The sequence below is a fragment of the Latilactobacillus parafuchuensis genome (assembly GCF_055271665.1).
Genome location: NZ_CM143875.1, coordinates 1,673,441 through 1,691,149, shown reverse-complemented (window position 1 = coordinate 1,691,149; position 17,709 = coordinate 1,673,441). Strand labels below are relative to the sequence as shown.

General features: G+C 42.0%; 20 protein-coding genes. 2 read left to right on the top strand and 18 right to left on the bottom strand.

The window, feature by feature from the left end; translation table 11 throughout:
- Nucleotides 1-41: 41 nt before the first annotated feature.
- The 11 genes from ACVPPQ_RS08350 to ACVPPQ_RS08300 all read right to left on the bottom strand — a co-directional run bounded on the left by ACVPPQ_RS08350 (nucleotide 42) and on the right by ACVPPQ_RS08300 (nucleotide 7,732).
- Nucleotides 42-515, bottom strand: a complete 474-nt coding sequence (locus ACVPPQ_RS08350; protein ID WP_056950434.1) for a hypothetical protein — start codon at nucleotides 513-515, stop codon at nucleotides 42-44.
- Entirely contained in the window at nucleotides 512-1,111 is a 600-nt protein-coding gene (locus ACVPPQ_RS08345) for an ATP-binding cassette domain-containing protein (protein ID WP_463493960.1), read from the bottom strand. The genes ACVPPQ_RS08350 and ACVPPQ_RS08345 overlap by 4 nt, the downstream gene beginning before the upstream one ends.
- 17 nt (nucleotides 1,112-1,128) lie before the next feature.
- On the bottom strand, nucleotides 1,129-1,659 hold the full coding sequence (locus ACVPPQ_RS08340) for a hypothetical protein (protein ID WP_463493958.1): 531 nt from the start codon (nucleotides 1,657-1,659) through the stop codon (nucleotides 1,129-1,131).
- A 13-nt stretch (nucleotides 1,660-1,672) separates the two neighbouring features.
- Nucleotides 1,673-2,479, bottom strand: coding sequence for a hypothetical protein (locus ACVPPQ_RS08335; protein ID WP_463493956.1), 807 nt, complete (start codon nucleotides 2,477-2,479; stop codon nucleotides 1,673-1,675).
- Nucleotides 2,480-2,782: 303 nt separating this feature from the next.
- The gene (gene frr, locus ACVPPQ_RS08330; protein WP_025083486.1) at nucleotides 2,783-3,340 is read right to left on the bottom strand and encodes a ribosome recycling factor; all 558 of its coding nucleotides are present in this window, start codon (nucleotides 3,338-3,340) and stop codon (nucleotides 2,783-2,785) included.
- Nucleotides 3,341-3,342: 2 nt separating this feature from the next.
- On the bottom strand, nucleotides 3,343-4,068 hold the full coding sequence (gene pyrH / locus ACVPPQ_RS08325) for a UMP kinase (protein ID WP_025083487.1): 726 nt from the start codon (nucleotides 4,066-4,068) through the stop codon (nucleotides 3,343-3,345).
- A gap of 138 nt (nucleotides 4,069-4,206) precedes the next feature.
- The gene (gene tsf / locus ACVPPQ_RS08320) at nucleotides 4,207-5,082 is read right to left on the bottom strand and encodes a translation elongation factor Ts (protein ID WP_106483329.1); all 876 of its coding nucleotides are present in this window, start codon (nucleotides 5,080-5,082) and stop codon (nucleotides 4,207-4,209) included.
- A gap of 114 nt (nucleotides 5,083-5,196) precedes the next feature.
- Nucleotides 5,197-5,991, bottom strand: a complete 795-nt coding sequence (gene rpsB / locus ACVPPQ_RS08315; RefSeq protein WP_025083489.1) for a 30S ribosomal protein S2 — start codon at nucleotides 5,989-5,991, stop codon at nucleotides 5,197-5,199.
- A 170-nt stretch (nucleotides 5,992-6,161) separates the two neighbouring features.
- A complete protein-coding gene (locus ACVPPQ_RS08310; RefSeq protein WP_463493952.1) occupies nucleotides 6,162-6,692 on the bottom strand; it encodes a GNAT family N-acetyltransferase in 531 nt (176 codons plus the stop codon).
- Nucleotides 6,693-6,717: 25 nt separating this feature from the next.
- Nucleotides 6,718-7,002: a GIY-YIG nuclease family protein gene (locus ACVPPQ_RS08305; RefSeq protein ID WP_413476372.1), complete on the bottom strand. Its 285-nt coding sequence runs from the start codon at nucleotides 7,000-7,002 to the stop codon at nucleotides 6,718-6,720.
- Nucleotides 6,995-7,732, bottom strand: a complete 738-nt coding sequence (locus ACVPPQ_RS08300; RefSeq protein ID WP_025083492.1) for a tRNA1(Val) (adenine(37)-N6)-methyltransferase — start codon at nucleotides 7,730-7,732, stop codon at nucleotides 6,995-6,997. The genes ACVPPQ_RS08305 and ACVPPQ_RS08300 overlap by 8 nt, the downstream gene beginning before the upstream one ends.
- 104 nt (nucleotides 7,733-7,836) lie before the next feature.
- On the opposite strand from ACVPPQ_RS08300, the gene ACVPPQ_RS08295 reads away from it, so the two are divergent.
- A complete protein-coding gene (locus tag ACVPPQ_RS08295; RefSeq protein WP_025083493.1) occupies nucleotides 7,837-8,466 on the top strand; it encodes a lysophospholipid acyltransferase family protein in 630 nt (209 codons plus the stop codon).
- A 53-nt stretch (nucleotides 8,467-8,519) separates the two neighbouring features.
- Here ACVPPQ_RS08295 and ACVPPQ_RS08290 read toward each other — a convergent pair whose 3' ends face one another.
- The 5 genes from ACVPPQ_RS08290 to ACVPPQ_RS08270 all read right to left on the bottom strand — a co-directional run bounded on the left by ACVPPQ_RS08290 (nucleotide 8,520) and on the right by ACVPPQ_RS08270 (nucleotide 13,673).
- Nucleotides 8,520-9,452, bottom strand: coding sequence for an alpha/beta hydrolase (locus ACVPPQ_RS08290; protein WP_463493949.1), 933 nt, complete (start codon nucleotides 9,450-9,452; stop codon nucleotides 8,520-8,522).
- 18 nt (nucleotides 9,453-9,470) lie between these two features.
- Nucleotides 9,471-11,255 carry an ABC transporter ATP-binding protein gene (locus tag ACVPPQ_RS08285; RefSeq protein WP_463493947.1) on the bottom strand — a complete coding sequence of 595 codons (1,785 nt, stop codon included), beginning with the start codon at nucleotides 11,253-11,255 and terminating at the stop codon, nucleotides 9,471-9,473.
- Complete coding sequence (locus ACVPPQ_RS08280; RefSeq protein ID WP_463493945.1) at nucleotides 11,256-13,001, bottom strand: ABC transporter ATP-binding protein; 1,746 nt, start codon at nucleotides 12,999-13,001, stop codon at nucleotides 11,256-11,258.
- A gap of 115 nt (nucleotides 13,002-13,116) precedes the next feature.
- Nucleotides 13,117-13,350 carry a YneF family protein gene (locus ACVPPQ_RS08275; RefSeq protein ID WP_463493943.1) on the bottom strand — a complete coding sequence of 78 codons (234 nt, stop codon included), beginning with the start codon at nucleotides 13,348-13,350 and terminating at the stop codon, nucleotides 13,117-13,119.
- A gap of 80 nt (nucleotides 13,351-13,430) precedes the next feature.
- Nucleotides 13,431-13,673 (bottom strand): DUF896 domain-containing protein, encoded by a 243-nt coding sequence (locus tag ACVPPQ_RS08270; RefSeq protein ID WP_463493941.1) that lies wholly within the window; start codon nucleotides 13,671-13,673, stop codon nucleotides 13,431-13,433.
- Between the two features lie 135 nt (nucleotides 13,674-13,808).
- Here ACVPPQ_RS08270 and lexA point away from each other — a divergent pair, with 135 nt between their 5' ends.
- Nucleotides 13,809-14,423 carry a transcriptional repressor LexA gene (lexA, locus tag ACVPPQ_RS08265; protein WP_025083499.1) on the top strand — a complete coding sequence of 205 codons (615 nt, stop codon included), beginning with the start codon at nucleotides 13,809-13,811 and terminating at the stop codon, nucleotides 14,421-14,423.
- A gap of 321 nt (nucleotides 14,424-14,744) precedes the next feature.
- Here the strand turns inward: lexA and ACVPPQ_RS08260 are convergent, their stop codons facing one another.
- Nucleotides 14,745-15,263, bottom strand: coding sequence for an adenine phosphoribosyltransferase (locus ACVPPQ_RS08260; protein WP_463493939.1), 519 nt, complete (start codon nucleotides 15,261-15,263; stop codon nucleotides 14,745-14,747).
- Nucleotides 15,264-15,301: 38 nt separating this feature from the next.
- Nucleotides 15,302-17,599 carry a single-stranded-DNA-specific exonuclease RecJ gene (gene recJ / locus ACVPPQ_RS08255; protein ID WP_463493938.1) on the bottom strand — a complete coding sequence of 766 codons (2,298 nt, stop codon included), beginning with the start codon at nucleotides 17,597-17,599 and terminating at the stop codon, nucleotides 15,302-15,304.
- Between the last annotated feature and the right edge of the window lie 110 nt (nucleotides 17,600-17,709).

The following is a 17,709-nucleotide window of genomic DNA, read 5'->3' as shown; positions in this document are numbered from 1 at the left end:
CGGCCGCCACCTCGATTGAGATGACGGCCGTTTTTTAACGATTAGAAAAATAACTGAAATAGCATTCGGCTTAGAAATACAATCCCTAAACAGATAAAAAACAGAAACTTATTTTGGTTCAACTTATTCGCTACCAATACACAGATAACGCTACTAATTAATAGCCGTAGATTACCGGCCACCATTGGCCCCTTGTCTAATGCCAAGCTAATCCCGATGTTAGTCATCGCTAACAGCAAACTATACGGTAACGCGTGTATCAATGTTAGTCGTTTAAATTCAAAATCGGTCATTCTAATTTTCAGCATTGTTTGAATTTGAAAGATTGCACTTAACGGCTTCAAAACAACCAGCACCTCTAAACAACTATAGAATATGATCTGTAATAAAATACTAATTTGCTGATTAAAACCAAAATAAATAGCAATTAATGAACCGCTATTTATTTTAAATTGGTATAACATAATCATTTGAAATATACCAATCAACAGCAATAGGCCCTTATTTCGTCTCATAGCGCTACCAATTTACCATTTTCAAGTCGCAATTTTCGCGTGAAATTTAATTCCGATAGGTTATCATGCGATGCAATAATAATCGTTTTTTGTTCGGTAATTAACTCGGCAATCAGCCGATTAAACGTCGTTAATGCCTTTTGATCTAATCCGCGCGTTGGTTCATCCAGTAATATTAAATTTTGATTTTCCATAATGGCTTGAATGATGCCAACCTTTTGGCGCATCCCTAACGAATATTTTTTTAACCGCGTTGGGCTATCAAAATCTAAATCAAATTGCGTCAATAATTGCCGAATCAGCTTTTCATCGTACTGTCGATTAATATCTGCTAAAAATTTTAGATTACTTTGTGCCGAACTATTTTCCATAAAATACGGATTTTCAATTAACGCGCCAATTGTGACTTGCTCGCTTAACGCTATTTCACCCGCATCAGCTTCCATGATATGACAAATCAGTTTAAATAAGGTTGATTTACCAGAGCCATTGGTCCCAATCACGTGAATCAACTCACCAGCCTGCACTTCTAAATCTAATTCGTCTAAGATCAGATTGTTTTTAATTTTTTTGGTTAACCCTTTAATGTCTAACATCACATACCTCCGAATTTTTACAGATGCCCTCTAACGTACAAACTTGAAAGGCTGTTTTGAACAACCCCATAATGCATTATAAAGTTAATGATTAACACAATAATTACGATGGCATAACCATTCATATCAAAATTAGTCAAATTTAATATCAAAACTTGGCCGATTAATATCACGAAATTGATGAGCATATACAAGCCAATCACGCTAATTCTATCCGGATATGCCACTTGTAATAAACTAGCATTAACGCCATATTGAATCATCAAATAAATCGCCATTAATAAGCATGAATTTTTTAATTGTTGCTTTAAATACTGCTGCAATCCAATTCGCGGAATCAGGAATAGTTTCATTCGATGATTTAAATAAAGATAACGATAAACTACTAGCAACATAATAACATTCGGCACCGTTGTAATAAAATTTGACTGCGCCAAAGCCCCGTAAACGTCAACATCGAAATGCCCAAGAACTAGCAGATTTGAGAGACTACAAATAATTACGATTAACCATAGTCGCCAGTTACGGCCATTTATCACCCTCAACATAAAAGTCCTCCTGTTACGCTTCCTTAAATCTTAAATGCCAAACAAAATAGAGTCCGATTGTCAGTATCATATAAAAAGCAACCGATAATCCGTACGAAGCCAGCGCCCCATAGTTAGGTGCATACGCACCTAACGTCGATATACCCGGCGAAATTAAGGTCGATATTGATAGTGAATTCATCAATATCGACGATTTCAAATTTAACGCATTGTTTGCGAGCGCTGGTATTAAAACCCCTAGCAAACTCAGCATTAACCCACTACCTAGAAATAAAACTGTATTTTCAATATACAACCCGACCATTATGACCAACATCGAAAAAATAATTTCACCCACAACAGCTAAAACAAAAAATAATAATAAGTTTATAAACGGATTGGTGGATAAAACGTAAGGTGCTTTGGCTTTCAAAGCAATGGCATCTTTGAAATCAAGTGGATTAATCACAATGATACAGGTCACTAATTGTATTAATTTTAAAACACAGAACGTAACCACGACATACACAGCATTAGTTAATAACATTCGATTAAAGTAACGCCTTTGCGAATTCAATCGCGTAATCATCATATTTTGGAAGCCATTATTTTTAGCCTCCACGTAATGATAGGCATAGATAAATGGTGCAATACAATAAACAACTAACATTGTTTTCGAAAAACCAGACTGCGAAAAATAAAAATAATTTAAAGCACTCGTTTTCTTAGGTATCATAAAGTTAGGAAAGTCGCTATGAATATCGAGTACCAACAAAATCTCAACTAAAATAACGACCGTTAGTAAAAACCAGCCAAATGATTTTTTATTAAAATTGATCACACACATACCCCCAATGGTCCTCAAATTTAAAAGCCACCATAGTATCACTAAACACTATGGTGGCGCCATTTATGAATGGCTTTTATTGACTAATTAATTTCGACTAACACTCACTTAAAAATGAACTATACACTATTAATGCAAGCGCTTCAACTTTATAGTTACCGTTTAATTTTGAAATATTTCTCAAACCATCTAGCCAGATACTCGAACTAATAAAAAATGAGCGACATGATTATAATTCAAATCATGTCGCTCATTTTTAGGTTATGCTCAAGGTTTAAACGCTTGAGTCAGCACTCTTTAACCTTCTGTAATTTCTTTTTCTTTGTCTTTTGAAATTTCATCGATGCGTTTTGTGGCTTCGTTGGTTAATTTTTGGACTTGTTCTTCCAAGTCGTGCATTTCGTCTTCGCTAATTTCGCTAGCTTTTTCTGATTTTTTCAAATCATCCATTGCGTCGCGACGCGCGTTACGAACGGCAATTTTAGCCGTTTCTGCTTCTTTACCGACTTCTTTAGCGATTTCTTTCCGGCGTTCACCGGTCAATTGTGGAATCACTAAACGAATTACCGTACCATCATTAGCGGGTGAAATTCCGATATCAGCCGTGTAAAGGGCCTTTTCGACGTCTTCCAAAGCGCCTTTATCGTAAGGCGTAATCATCAAGACCCGTGGTTCTGGGACTGAGATTGCAGCAATTTGGTTTAAAGGTGTTGGTGCACCGTAATAGTCAACCATCACTCGGTTGACTAGACTAGCATTCGCGCGACCGGCACGAATTTGGCCCAATGTGCGTTGTAATGCTGCTTCAGCTTTTTCCATGCTGCTTTGTGCTTTTTCTAAACTTTTATTTGCCAAAATTATTTTCCCCCTTTGATCGTTGTCCCAATATTTTCGCCTTCAACAACGCGTTTAATATTGTTAGGTTCATTTAAATTGAAGACAACCAATGGAATATCGTTATCCATTGATAATGTACTTGCAGTTGAATCCATGACATTTAAGCCTTTGTTGATGATGTCTAAATGCGTTAATGTGTCATACTTAACGGCTGTAGGGTCCGTGTTAGGATCAGCCGAATAAACACCGTCAACGTTGTTCTTGGCCATCAAGATGACGTCAGCGTTGATTTCAGCAGCCCGTAATGCAGAAGTGGTGTCAGTTGAGAAATAAGGATTACCCGTGCCACCAGCAAAGATGACCACGCGGCCTTTTTCTAAATGACGAACAGCCTTCCGACGAATATAAGGTTCAGCGATTTGACGCATTTCGATTGAGGTTTGAACGCGTGTTGGGACACCGATGCCTTCTAAGATATCTTGTAATGCCAAAGCATTCATGACCGTTGAGAGCATGCCCATGTAATCGGCTTGCGCACGTTCCATACCCATTTGTTCGCCAGTGACACCGCGCCACATATTACCGCCACCACAAACGATTGCGATTTGAACACCTAATTCATGAACTGATTTAATTTCAGCTGCGACTGTTTTAACGATTTCTGGATCAATTCCAAATCCTTTTTCGCCAGCTAATGCTTCACCACTAACCTTTAAAACAATCCGTTTATATTTTGTATTTGACATGATTGACATCCCTTCGTTGATTACTAGGCTTATTTTACCATATTCCGGAATGAAATAGGGTCGCCATCGTGAATTCTGATAATAGTCCGAAAAAAAAGGAGCGCAAATTGCGTTCCTTTTTTTCGGACACTCAAATAATTATTTGATTTGACCCATAACTTCATCAATAAAGTTATTTTCTTTCTTTTCGATCCCTTCACCAACAGTGAAACGAACGAAGCTCTTAACTTTGCCACCTTTTGATGCGACAAATTGAGCAACAGTTTGGTCTGAATCTTTAACAAATGCTTGGTCGTTCAAGCTGATTTCTGACAAGAACTTGTTAACACGGCCTTCAACAATCTTAGGAATGATTTTTTCTGGCTTGCCTTCGTTCTTAGTTTCTTCAGTTAAAACTTCACGTTCATGAGCTAATTGTTCAGCAGGTACATCTTCGCGAGAAACGTATTCAGGGTTAACCGCTGAAACGTGCATTGCGATATCATGAGCAGCTTCATCATCAGCACCTTCAAGGGTTACTAATGACGCAATTTGGCCACCATTGTGTAGGTATGAACCAAAGTGATCGCCATCCGCTTTTTCAACTAATTCGAAACGACGGAAGCTGATTTTTTCACCGATAACGGCTGTTAAACCAACAACTGAGCTGGCAATTGTGCCTTCGCCCATTGGTAGTTCATTAGCAGCAGCCATATCAGCTGGTTTGTTTTTAGCGATTGTTTCAGCAATGTCTTTTAATAAAGCTTTGAATTGATCGTTTGAAGCAACAAAGTCAGTTTCTGAATTCACTTCAACAACTGCAGCAGTGTTACCATTAACGGCAACGCCAGCCAAACCTTCGGCAGCAATCCGGTCGCTCTTCTTAGCCGCTTTGGCCATGCCTTTTTCACGTAATGCGTCGATTGCTAAAGCAACGTCGCCATCACTTGCAACTAGGGCTTTCTTAGCGTCCATGATCCCAACGCCTGTTTTCTTACGTAATTCCATTACTTGAGCAGCTTTAATTTCAGCCATGTTGATGTACCTCCGACAATTTATAATTTATAGAGTGCGTTTCTTGTTTAAAAAAAGCTGCCTCACAAAGTCTGCAGTATTTGCGCAACCTCTAAGACAGCTTTATTTGAATCCTTATTTAGCGTCAGTGTTAGTATCGTTGTTACCTTCAACGGCTTCAACAATTTCTTCCATTGAGTCAGCTGATTTGTTTTCAGCAACGAATGTTGCTTCTTCAACATCATCTTCACCTTGACGGCCTTCGATGATGGCATCAGCCATTTTAGCTGTGATCAAACGTACAGCGCGGATTGCGTCATCGTTAGATGGGATAATAACATCAATATCATCTGGATCTGAGTTAGTATCAACCATAGCAACAACAGGAATATTTAATTTTTGAGCTTCCTTGATAGCAATACGTTCTTTACGAGGATCAACAACAAACATAACATCTGGGATGCGAGGCATGTCTTCGATACCGCCTAAGAATTTTTCAAGTTTATCTTGTTGTTTCTTCAACAAGGCAACTTCTTTCTTAGGTAAACGTTCGAAAGTACCATCTTCGCCCATTGCTTTGATTTCTTTAAGACGTTTGATACGTGTTTGGATTGTATCCCAGTTAGTCAAAGTCCCACCTAACCAACGATGGTTAACGAAATATTGACCAGCACGTACTGATTCTTCAGCAATTGCATCTTGTGCTTGTTTCTTAGTACCAACGAATAAGAATACACCTTCGTTAGCAGCTTCTTCTTTAACGAAATCATAAGCATCATCAACCATGCGAACGGTTTTTTGTAAATCGATGATGTAGATACCATTTCTTTCAGTAAAGATAAACTTCTTCATTTTTGGGTTCCAACGACGTGTTTGGTGACCGAAGTGAACACCCGCTTCTAATAATTGTTTCATTGACAATACAGCCATGTCAACAGACCTCCATATGGTTTTATTCGACCACTGATTTCACTTTTTTAGAGAACTCATTGCTGAGCACCTCTCTAGAAATCGACCAGTGTGAATTATTTTTTTGGTATTGAAATACCGTTTAAAAGTATACTAAATATTCCAGCCCACGTCAAGCCTCTTTTCAAGGACTATTTAGCGGTAATTTTCGCTAATTTTTTAACGTACAACAGACCAGTTTGGACAACATTCGCGACCGTCACTTGCCCCTCAAAATCGGCTATTTGCTGATAGCCAGCACGTTTAGCCACCGCCTGACTAGTCTCGTTGGTCATCGCAGTAATAATTCTTAATTGCGACAGACCTAATTGCCGACTAGCTAGTTGTTCAAGTTGTTGCAGTGCTTGAGCCATCACACCTTGTCCCCGTAGATTAGCGGTTAACCAATAGCCGATTTCACCCGATTGTTCAGTCGGTTCCAAATTATGAATATCAATCATCCCAACAACTTGTTGATCGACTAAAATAGTCATCATCCATAAGCCACCGTTGGCCATTTTCTGCACAGAGTAGTCCAAAAAATTCAATTCATCTTGCGCCGAATGCATCGCATCCACCCATGGTAGCCAAATTCTTAGATTGGCTCGATTGCGGTCAACCAGTTGGTATAGTACCTCAGCATCCGTTAGCTTGACTGGTCTTATCATTACTTGTTGCTTCATGATCATTCCCTCTTTACATTTGTTTTTAAAATTGGGTCGATGCAATCCCGTGTGCTTCTAAATAACGTTCTTTTTTCAAACGACTTTGGTGCTTAAACGCGTATTCGGCTTTGAGCGCTGCCGATTTATCCGCAAACGTTTCATAATAAAGTAGACGAACCGGTCGTCGCAATTTAGTGTACTTGGCCCCCTTACCCGTATTATGGGTGGCGACCCTTCTAGTCACGTCCGTCGTAAAGCCCCCATAGAAGCTGTGGTCGCTACAAACTAAAACGTAAAAATAATATTGTTGATTCGCTTCTTCAGTCATCCATAAATAACTTCTTTCGCATTTCTGGTGTGTATTCACTATTTTGATCATAGATCGTCAATTCCGGCAGCAAGCGCAAACCGCCTGGTCGACCATCTTTAACCGCTTCGATCAAAACCATGCTGGCTTCTTTGCCCGCTTTCGGATAGATAAATTGCACTTTTTTCGGTTCTAAACGCGCCGCCCGTAATTCATCACAAATTTCTAAGAACCGATCCGGTCGATGCACTAAATAAGCGCGGCCATTCATTTTTAACAAGCCACTCATCGTTTGAACCACCGTCTTAAGATCCGTCGCAATTTCGTGGCGCGCTAACGCCAGATGCTGATTCGGATTTTTCTGACTCTCCGGTGTTACCTTAAAATACGGTGGATTGCACGTCACCACATCGACGCTATCCTTGGCAATCACGGTGCTGACGTCTTTTAAATCCATCGTCACTATTTTTAACTGTTTTTCTAACTGATTCAATTCAATCGACCGTTGTGCCATATCGGCTAGACGTGGTTGCAGCTCAACGCCGGTAATCGTCCCGTTAGTCTTATGACTCATAAATAAGCCAACCGCGCCATTGCCCGCACACAAGTCAACAATCTGGCCTTGCTTGGGCAAGCGCGCAAAGTCAGCTAATAAAACGGCGTCCATCGAAAATGAAAAGACGGCCGGACTTTGAATAATTTGAATCTCTAAGCGGTGCAACTGATCAATTCGTTCCCCTGTTTTTAACATTATCCGTCAACCCCAATTATATTTAGCCCATATTATAACAAAGGAAAGCGTTATTTGGTATAATGAGAAAAAATGAAGTCTGATTTGAAAGGAATTAAAAATTTATGTTTTTCTCTTTTGCCCGTTTTATCGTCCGCATTCTCGCTTGGTTGTTAAACGGCAAACCAAACGTCGAAAATAAAGAAGCATTACCCGAAGGCACTTACGTTTTAGTGGGTCCGCACCGAACTTGGTGGGATCCGATTTTCTTTGCATTAGCCGCTAGCCCACGTAAATTTACGTTCATGGCTAAAGAGGAATTGTTTAAAAACCCCGTGATTCGCTTTATTTTGAATCACGCCAACGCATTTCCCGTTAACCGTCAAAATCCAGGCCCCTCGGCGATTAAAACGCCGGTTAAAGCACTCCGTTCCAAAGACCTGTCATTGATTATGTTTCCAACCGGTAGCCGTTACGCCAGCGAATTAAAAGGTGGCGCAATCGTGATTGCAAAAATGGCCCGGGTGCCACTTGTCCCCGCTGTTTATCAAGGCCCCTTAACCTTCAAAGATCTATTGAAACGTCAGAAGATTACGATTCGTTTTGGTGAACCGATTCCGGTCGCGCCTAAATTGAAATTAAACGATGAAAACATAGCCTTAGTTGGCCAACAAATGCAAGACGCTTTCGATCAGTTGGATCAAGAAATTAATCCTGATTTTAAATACGAAATTGTTGAGAAACCTAAAAAATAGTCCCCATTAAAAAGCGGCCACCAGCTAAATTCAGCTGATGACCGCTTTTTATTTTAATCCCAATACTGATTTAAGAACGCCGCTACTTTTTGTTGATATTGTGCCGGTTGTTTTTCTAAAGCTGCACCATGCCCAGCCTTAGGGACAATCCATAACTGCTTTGGTTGATTGGCTGCTTTATAATTTTCGTACGCCATCTTAGTCGGCACGAACTTATCGGCGCCACCGTGAATAATGAAAATCGGTAGTTTCGATTTAGCCAGGCTCTTAGTGGCATCGCCTTCGTAGAAATTATAGCCAGCTCGTGCCCGCGCCATTAGGTTGGTCGTGTAGAATAACGGAAACTTAGGTAACCCGAATAAATCATTTAATTGATATTCTAGTTCGCCTGAAATACTGCTATAACCACAATCTTCAACCACGGCTTTGACTTGACTCGGCAACTTTTCGCCAGCCGTATACATGACGGTTGCGCCACCCATACTGACCCCAAAGAGAGCGATTTGACTGTCTTGACCATCAGTTTTAACGACTTTTTTCGCCCACTTAACGTAATCCAAGCGGTCCGGCCAACCATAACCGATATAACCGCCACCTGAATGGCCTGAACCGCGATCATCCGGCGCTAAAACGTTGTAGCCCAGATTATGGTACATATGGATGTAACGGGCCATATCTTCTTTTTTACCCATATAACCGTGGGCAACAATGATTGTCTTCTTCGTCGCCTTTTCGGCCGGCACATAAAGTGCGACTAACTTAATATTATCAGTCGCCGATGTCTGTTGCCATTTAGACTGCTCAACGTTTTTCAGCCACGTTTGGTCATCCATATACTCTTGCGACTTTTTGCCACCGTGTAGAAACGCTTTGTCGCCCGGTACAAAAGCATATTGATACATGTACGTCGTCGCACCCGCCAACCCAATCACAATCAACGCGGCTAAACTAATTAAAGTCCATTTTAACCAATGTTTCTTTTTCATCACTAATTTCCTCCGAAGTTATGCGTCACCATTTTGTAATTGATACATTTCGTAATACCGGCCTTGATCCGCAATTAACGTGGCGTGTTGCCCCGCTTCAACAATGCGACCTTGGTCTAAGACTAAAATTAAATCGGCATCCTTAATCGTTGACAACCGATGCGCGATTGCGATACTCGTCCGGCCTTGCCGTAACCGTTTCAGGCCGGTTTGAATCGCTTCTTCCGTTTCAGTATCAATATTGGCAGTTGCTTCGTCCAACACTAATATCTTGGGGTTCGTGACAATCGTCCGGGCAAACGACAAGAGTTGTCGTTGACCACTTGAAAACTGACTACCGCCTTCAATCACCTTGGCGTGGTACTGACCAGGGAGTTGTTCGATAAATTGATCCGCCTGCACGAACTCGGCCGCATCTTGAATCTGAGCATCGGTAATCGATTGATCAAACAGGCGAATATTAGACGCAATATCGCCGTAAAACATGAAGGCGTCTTGTAAAACCAAACCCATCTTCTGACGTAATTCAGCCAGCGGATAATCCCGAATGTCATGCCCATCAATCAAAATTTGGCCCTCATAGAATTCATAAAAGCGCATCATGACGTTGATAATCGAGCTCTTACCTGAACCGGTATGGCCCACTAGTGCGACGGTTTGACCCGGCTGTGCAACAAACGAAATATCGTGCAGAATTTCATGTTCGCCATCGTAAGAAAACGACACGTGTTTAAACTCAACTTTGCCAGCCGTGATTTCCCGATTAGCATCTGGATTTTGTTGCGGCACAAATTCGGTTTGATCTAGGATTCTAAAAATCCGACTCCCCGCGACCATCCCGTCTTGAAGTGCTGACAAAGAATCCATCATGTTGGTCATCGGATTAAAGAAATTGCTGACATACGTGGTGAATGCATAAACCGTACCAGCCGCCACGAAGCTGTGCAACGCATCTAACCCAAACAGACTTAACACGACCACTAACGCCAATGTATACAATAGATTGACGACTGGCGCTAACAACAACGAGTTAATCCGAATCATCGCTTCACGGGTTTTTAAATAATCGGCGTTGACCGTTTCAAACTCAGCCGTCAACCGTTTTTCTTGGCGGAATTGTTGAATAATCGTAATGCCTTCGATTGATTCATTTAACTTCGTATTTAATTGACTCAACTTTTCACGCATATGGCGGTAAACCCGCGCGCTGTAGCGACTATAATACCAAATAATAATGAGTAGAATCGGTAAGAAAGCGGCGGTCGCCAACGCAATTTGCGGTGATAATAACCACATCGCGATAAAAGCCGAGATAATCGAAAACGCCCCGACTAATAACGATAAGAAGACGTTCCAATAATCAATTAACGTCATCGTATCATTGGTCACCCGCGATACAATTGAACCGGCGGGCGTCTGATCAAAATAACGCATGCCTAACCGGTGTAATTGTCGGAATAGCGACCGGCGGACATCTTCCATCGCCCGTTCCGAACCCATTGAAAATAGAAAAGCTTGAAAAAATTGGCTAATCGCTTTGATAACCACCCCGAGAATGTATAAACCAGCCACCGCTAGCAAAATGTTCAGGGTTGCATTACCGTTTGTTAAATAACGATTCATAAAAACTTGTAACAAGCGGGGTAATAAAATATTGATCGTGGCTAAAAAGGCCGCCGCAATAATCGCACCAATAAACTGTTTTTTATAATGTTTGGTATAGCGAAAAAGACGCCGCATAATCGTCAATTGTTCCTTAGTCGTAATAGTTTTTGACCATTCTGATTGATATTTTTGAGCCATCTAATCGCCTCCCATCGCTTGATTCAATTGTTGTTTCTGCCACATTTGCGCGTACCAACCGGCTTGTGCCAATAATTCAGTGTGTTGCCCGCGTTCGATAATCGTACCTTCATCAATCACAATAATTTCATCGGCGTGCATCACACTGCTCAAGCGATTAGCGGTAATAATCGTCGTTTGGTGCGCCCGCATTGTCTTGAGATTCGTCAAAATCGTTTCTTCCGTCTTAGCATCCACGGCCGATAACGAATCATCTAAAATTAAAATTTCAGGGTTGGTCATAATCGCCCGCGCAATCGCAATCCGTTGCTTCTGGCCACCCGATAAGGAGACGCCCCGTTCACCAACAATCGTATCGTAACCCTGTGCAAAGGTTAAAATATCATCGTGAACGGCACTTTGATTGGCGACTTTTTCAATCTGCGCTTGATCCTGTTCAAAATCCGCAAAACGAATGTTGTCGCGAACGTCGGTAGAAAACAAGAAGTTGTCTTGCGGGACGTAACCGATACTGTCCAATAACGCATCTAGTGCGTAATCTTGAATGTCATGACCACCAATTTGAATCTGGCCTTTGTACCGATCATATTCGCGTAAAAGTAGTTTAATGATCGTACTTTTACCCGCCCCGACTTTACCAACAATCCCTAACGTCTGCCCTTGCGGTAGGTTGAAATGAATATCGGTTAAAATCACTTTTGCATCATCTGGATATTTAAAACGGGTCACATCATATTGCAAATCACCCGTTGCCAATGTTTGAATCGCGTTTGGTTTTTCGACAATCGTACTGGTTTCTCGTAACAATTGATCAACCCGATCGTAACTAGCATTGCCCCGTTCCAAAACGTTGAATAAGCGACCAATCGCAAACATCGGCCAAACTAAAGCAGCAATATAACTGATGAAAGCAATCAATTGTCCGATTGTAATCATCTTGTGACTGACCATATAGCCACCGTAGATAATCGTAATGACGTAGGTCGCCCCGATAATCAAACTAATCACGGGATCGAATAAGGCATCGACGAAATTGACTTTCTTATTAATCGCCACGGTCTTGTCGACTAGGCGGTCAAAATCAGCCGTATCAGCCGTTTCTTGACCAAACGTCTTGATGACTTTAATACCGGAGACACTTTCTTGCGTTTTATCATTCAGACGCGAAAAAGCCGCTTGCGATTTACCAAATGCCGTGTGTAAGTGTGCCCCTAACTTGCGTGAAGCAACGGCCAATAACGGCATTGGGATTAACGCCACTAAGGTTAAACGCCAATCGACGAAGATTATCATCGCAATAATCGTCGTCCCACCGGTGATAATCGAATCCGCAAACGTTAGAATCCCGGCACCGGCGACTTGTTGAATCGCGGTTAAATCGTTGGTAGCGTGCGCCATCAAATCACCCGTTCGATGTTTCTGGAAGAACGGCGTATCCATCTGCATAAAATGGTTAAATAATCGACTGCGTAAGATTCGTTCCAACTTGGCGGCCCCGCCCCAAATTCGGGTGCGCCAACCATAGCGAAAGACGTATTGTAAAATCGCAGCGGCAAATAACACCACCAACCAAATCAACAACGTTTTAGCGGTTAATTTTTGAGCGGCCATTAAATCGACCAAGTTCCCAATCACTTTTGGTGGAATCACCTGAACAATTGCCACTAAGATTAAGAAGACCACGCCTAAGAAATAGCGGCGTGCTTCTTGCTTAAAATACCAACTAAGCTTTTTAAATATGCCCATAGTGCACCTCCTGTGAAAATTCAATATCCCCTATTATAACAATCTTACTTAACGGGGACAATCATCTGCTTTTTAGAACAAAAAAACATCGCCATTAGCGATGTTTCAACGTTGATTATTTATCGTTGCTACGTTTTTGTTGAGCCTTCATTGAATTCATCATCTGATTCAATTTCTTCTCTGATGGTTTTTGACCCATCTGCATCATCATAGCTTTCAACATCTCTTCGTTAACTGGTGGATTGTCTTGGAAATACTTCTTCATGTAAGCACGTGCACCAAAGAAACCTGCAACAGCCCCTAAAAGCGCGCCAATGACAAAAATTAAAACGCCTAATCCTATACCCATATCTTATGCACCCCTTCCTCTTTCAGTTCACTTAAATAGTTTACACATAATTCCCGCAAAAAGAAAGCGGAATTCTCAGTTTAATCGTCACGTAACCCTTTTTCTCGTTGAACATTTCTAACTTTTTCCGGTGTGACTTCTTGACCTTCCTTGTCGTAGACCTGTAACATTTCAACTTGTGAACGGAAACTAGCCCGGAAATCCTTGATGTAAGCGTCGCGTAATGTTTGCCGTTCCGTCGTTTCAGCTTCACTTAACCCTTCAGCTTTGGCTTTGTGAGCCAGCTCATTGATCCGATCCAATCGTTCTTGATTCATTACCATTTTAATTGCCTCCATTAAAATCTATTTCTCTATTTTGACCTATTATGCGTAAAAAGTCAAAAAACACGAACACTTGTTTGAAATAGCGCTATAGATATGCTACCATATCATTAACAGAATGAATGAGGTGCTTTTATGACTAGAACTGAATCCAAACAATTAGAAGTGTTGCGTTTCATCCATGATCGGGTTCAAGACAAAGGTTATCCGCCAACGGTCCGCGAAATTTGCGAAGCCGTTAATCTCTCTTCCACGTCCACCGTTCATGGCCACTTAGCACGTTTAGAGAAGAAAGGCTTACTTCAAAAAGATCCAACGAAACCCCGCGCCATTGAATTAACCGCTGCGGGTTTAAGTGCGATTGGCGCCACGCCTAAAAAGATTCCCGTTTTAGGCGTCGTTACCGCCGGTGTCCCCATTTTAGCCGTTGAAGAAGCCACCGACTATTTCCCCATTCCCCCAAGTTTGCAAACTGAACAAGATTTATTCATGTTAACAATTCGGGGCGAAAGTATGATTAACGCCGGTATTTTAGACGGTGATGAAGTCATCATTCGTAAACAGGCCAACGCCGATAACGGCGACATCGTGATTGCGATGACCGCCGAAGACGAAGCGACTTGCAAACGATTCTTCAAAGAAGCCGATCATTACCGGCTCCAACCCGAAAACGACACGTTTGAACCGATTATTTTAAACGAAGTTAGTATTTTAGGTAAAGTCGTCGGGCTCTATAGAGATCGAATTTAACTGAATCTTAAAAGGCCCTCCATCCGCCATGTGGATGAGAGGGCCTTTTTACTGTGATTTGACGGCACTTCTTTGATAACGTGCTCTCTCAATTAGCCTTTTCCGGTTAACTACAAAGCGGGCGTCATGACTAACCCCGTCACAACGCCCGCTTTTAGGCTCTACTCAGAAGTTAACCGGCTTAGTCAGCACTTCTTAATAACGTGCAGTCGCTCACAGCTTCTTGCGCTTAGCGACGTCTGGCAAACGAAGTCTAAAATACAGACTTCATTCACCAGACTAGGCTAATACTCAGAATCTACCCGTGAGCGTCAGCACTTCTTAATAATCCATTAGTTTAAAAATATCGTAGTCTTTGATTTTTTCACGGCCGTTTAAGTCGTTTAGTTCGATTAAGAAGGCTGTGCCGACGACGATGCCGCCTAGTTCTTCGACCATCTTAATCGTTGCGGCGATTGTGCCGCCGGTTGCTAATAAATCATCGGTGACTAAAACTCTTTGACCCGGTTTGACCGCATCTTTGTGCATGTATAGGGTTGATTGACCATATTCTAAACCATAACTTGCTGAAACAGTTGGTCGTGGTAATTTACCTTTTTTACGAGCAGGTGCAAAACCGACCCCTAATTTGTAAGCCACTGGACAACCGACAATGAATCCACGGGCTTCTGGGCCCACAATCATTTCAACGCCACGATCTTTAGCGTATGCCACAATTTTGTCAGTTGCTGCCGCGTAGGCTTCCCCGTCTGACATCAATGGTGAGATGTCTCGGAAAGTGACGCCGACTTCTGGAAAGTCAGGGACACTTGCGACATAGTCTTTAAAGTTAATTGACATTTATAATTCGCTCCTTAAATCTAATAGCGATCGGCTAATCACGAAATTGTTTTTAACCAGTTCTTCAGCTCAGCAAAAGTTGAGTAAACGAGCTGTTTCTCCATTTCAATTTTAGCTAATCGTTGTTGGTAACTTGGTGCACTTTCGAGTGCATGCTTTTCTGGCTGTGGTTCGGCCGAAATCAGACCACGTTCTATTCTAACAAATCCGAGGTCAAAAAACACCTCTAACATGAAAATCATTAATGGTAATTGCATTTTTAAATAAGTTGCTAGTTCGCCTAACCGGGCTTTCTCGATACCGGGGTGTTGGCGTAAATAAACTAAGAACGTTGCAAATTGTTGTTTATTCGGAACACCATCTAAATAGGCCGAATGTTTCGCGTAACAGATAAAAGCTAACTGAGTGGCCGATTGTTGTTGATAGAAAGTCGTAAATTCATTTAAATCGGTTGGTTCATCAACGACTGTGATGTTAGTTGCCGTTGCAACTTCTGCATCGGTCGCTAATATTGCTTGACTGCCAGCAGGTAAATACGTTTGTAATTGCGCCAATAGTTTAGGGTTAAAAAAGACATACGCCCCTGTGTTCTTAAACAATTGTTGGGTCAGATGATTACTGCGTTGATCCAACAAAATTTGACCACTGGTTTTCAAATCTTTCAACATCATCTGTAAAGTGGTTTGATTCCGCCAAGTATTTTCACTCAACGTCCCGACTATTTCAATGGCTTCAACCGTTTGTAATGCTGGCAGTAGCGCCCCACGGTTAAACGCCAAGATTGGTAGTTTTTGTTGTTGATCGACGGCGGTAAATTTCAGATGCTTTTGATCCGCCCCAATTTGTTTTAGGTCGGCCAATTGTGGGACTTTCAATGCAATCAATGGTTCTGGATTATCCGTCCCAAACGGCGCCAATTGTTGTAACGTTTGATATAAATCAGGCGTAATCTCGGCTAAACTGAGCGCCAAATCAAGCGCTAATGGTTGTTTAGCAGTTAAATCAAGGTGTTGTTCAGTCGCATAAGCATCCATTGCCGCCTGAATCGCTTCAATCTGGTCCACAGCAACCGTTAAGCCGACTGCCATATGATGACCACCAAAATGGGTTAATAGGTCTCGATTGGCGTCTAACGCCTTAAACAGATGGTACGCTTCGACGCTACGTCCAGAACCTTTAGCCAACCCAGTTGCTTCATCAATGTTTAACACTAAAGTCGGTTTACCCGTTTGTTCAACGACGTGGCTCGCCACGATTCCCAAGACGCCTTCGTGCCAACCCGCATGGGCCAATACTAGTGTTTGATGGGTTTGATTTTCCGGTGTTTCAGCCATCGCCATAGCAGCCGTCGTAATTTCTTGAACTAACCCTTGGCGCTCTTTATTTTGACTTTCGACAAACTTAGCCTGTTCGACCGCTTGTTCTTCATCAAAAGTCGTTAATAAATTAACCCCTAAAGTCGCATCACCGAGCCGGCCAATCGCATTTAACCGCGGACCGATGCCGAAACCAATCGAAGTCGCATCAATCGTGGCTTGTTCGACGCCAGCAGCTTGACACAACGCCACTAAGCCTGGGCGACTCGTATTTTGTAATTGTTGTAACCCTAAACTGACCAACGCACGATTTTCGTCAGTTAGTGAGACTAGGTCACAAATCGTGCCGATTGCGACTAGGTCTAAACTTTCATACGGAATCTCATCCAATAAGGCCGTCGCGACTTTAAACGCGACCCCGACACCACACAAATCACCAAACGGATAGTCACTCCCTGGATAACGGGGATGCACAATCGCCGTCGCCTTCGGTAGTTCAGCTGGCAATTCATGATGATCGGTCACCACAACGTCAACACCGTGTTCTTGCGCATAAGCAATCGGTTCTAGACCACTGACCCCGTTATCAACGGTCACAATCAGTTGCGTGCCATCGGCAATAATCCGTTGATACGCCGCTAAATTCGGCCCATAGCCGTCGGTAAACCGATTAGGCACGTAAACGTTGACGTCGGCGCCTAATATTTCTAGCGTCTCGCGCATCAAAGTTGTACTGGTAATCCCATCAGCATCGTAATCACCGTAAACCGTTATTTTTTCGCCAGCTTCAACGGCGGCTTGAATCCGTTCAACCGCTTTTTGCATATCGTTTAATAGGAATGGATCGTGTAATTGTTGACTGTTAGGTTGCATAAAATTGGTCACCGCATCATCATCGCGTAAGCCCCGCTGCCATAATAATTCAGCGATTGCTGGGGGCATTGCATCAAATGCCGTGACTGTTTTTAATTCTGCTTCAGTTGGTTTTGTTTTTAATTGCCATTTATATTGGGCTTCCACATTAATCCCTCGCATTTTCAAATCATTAACTGTTCTATTATAGCAAAGTTCTTAATTTTAAGTTGCAAATCATTTCGCTAGTTTTGGTTTATTCGTCGAAATGCTATACT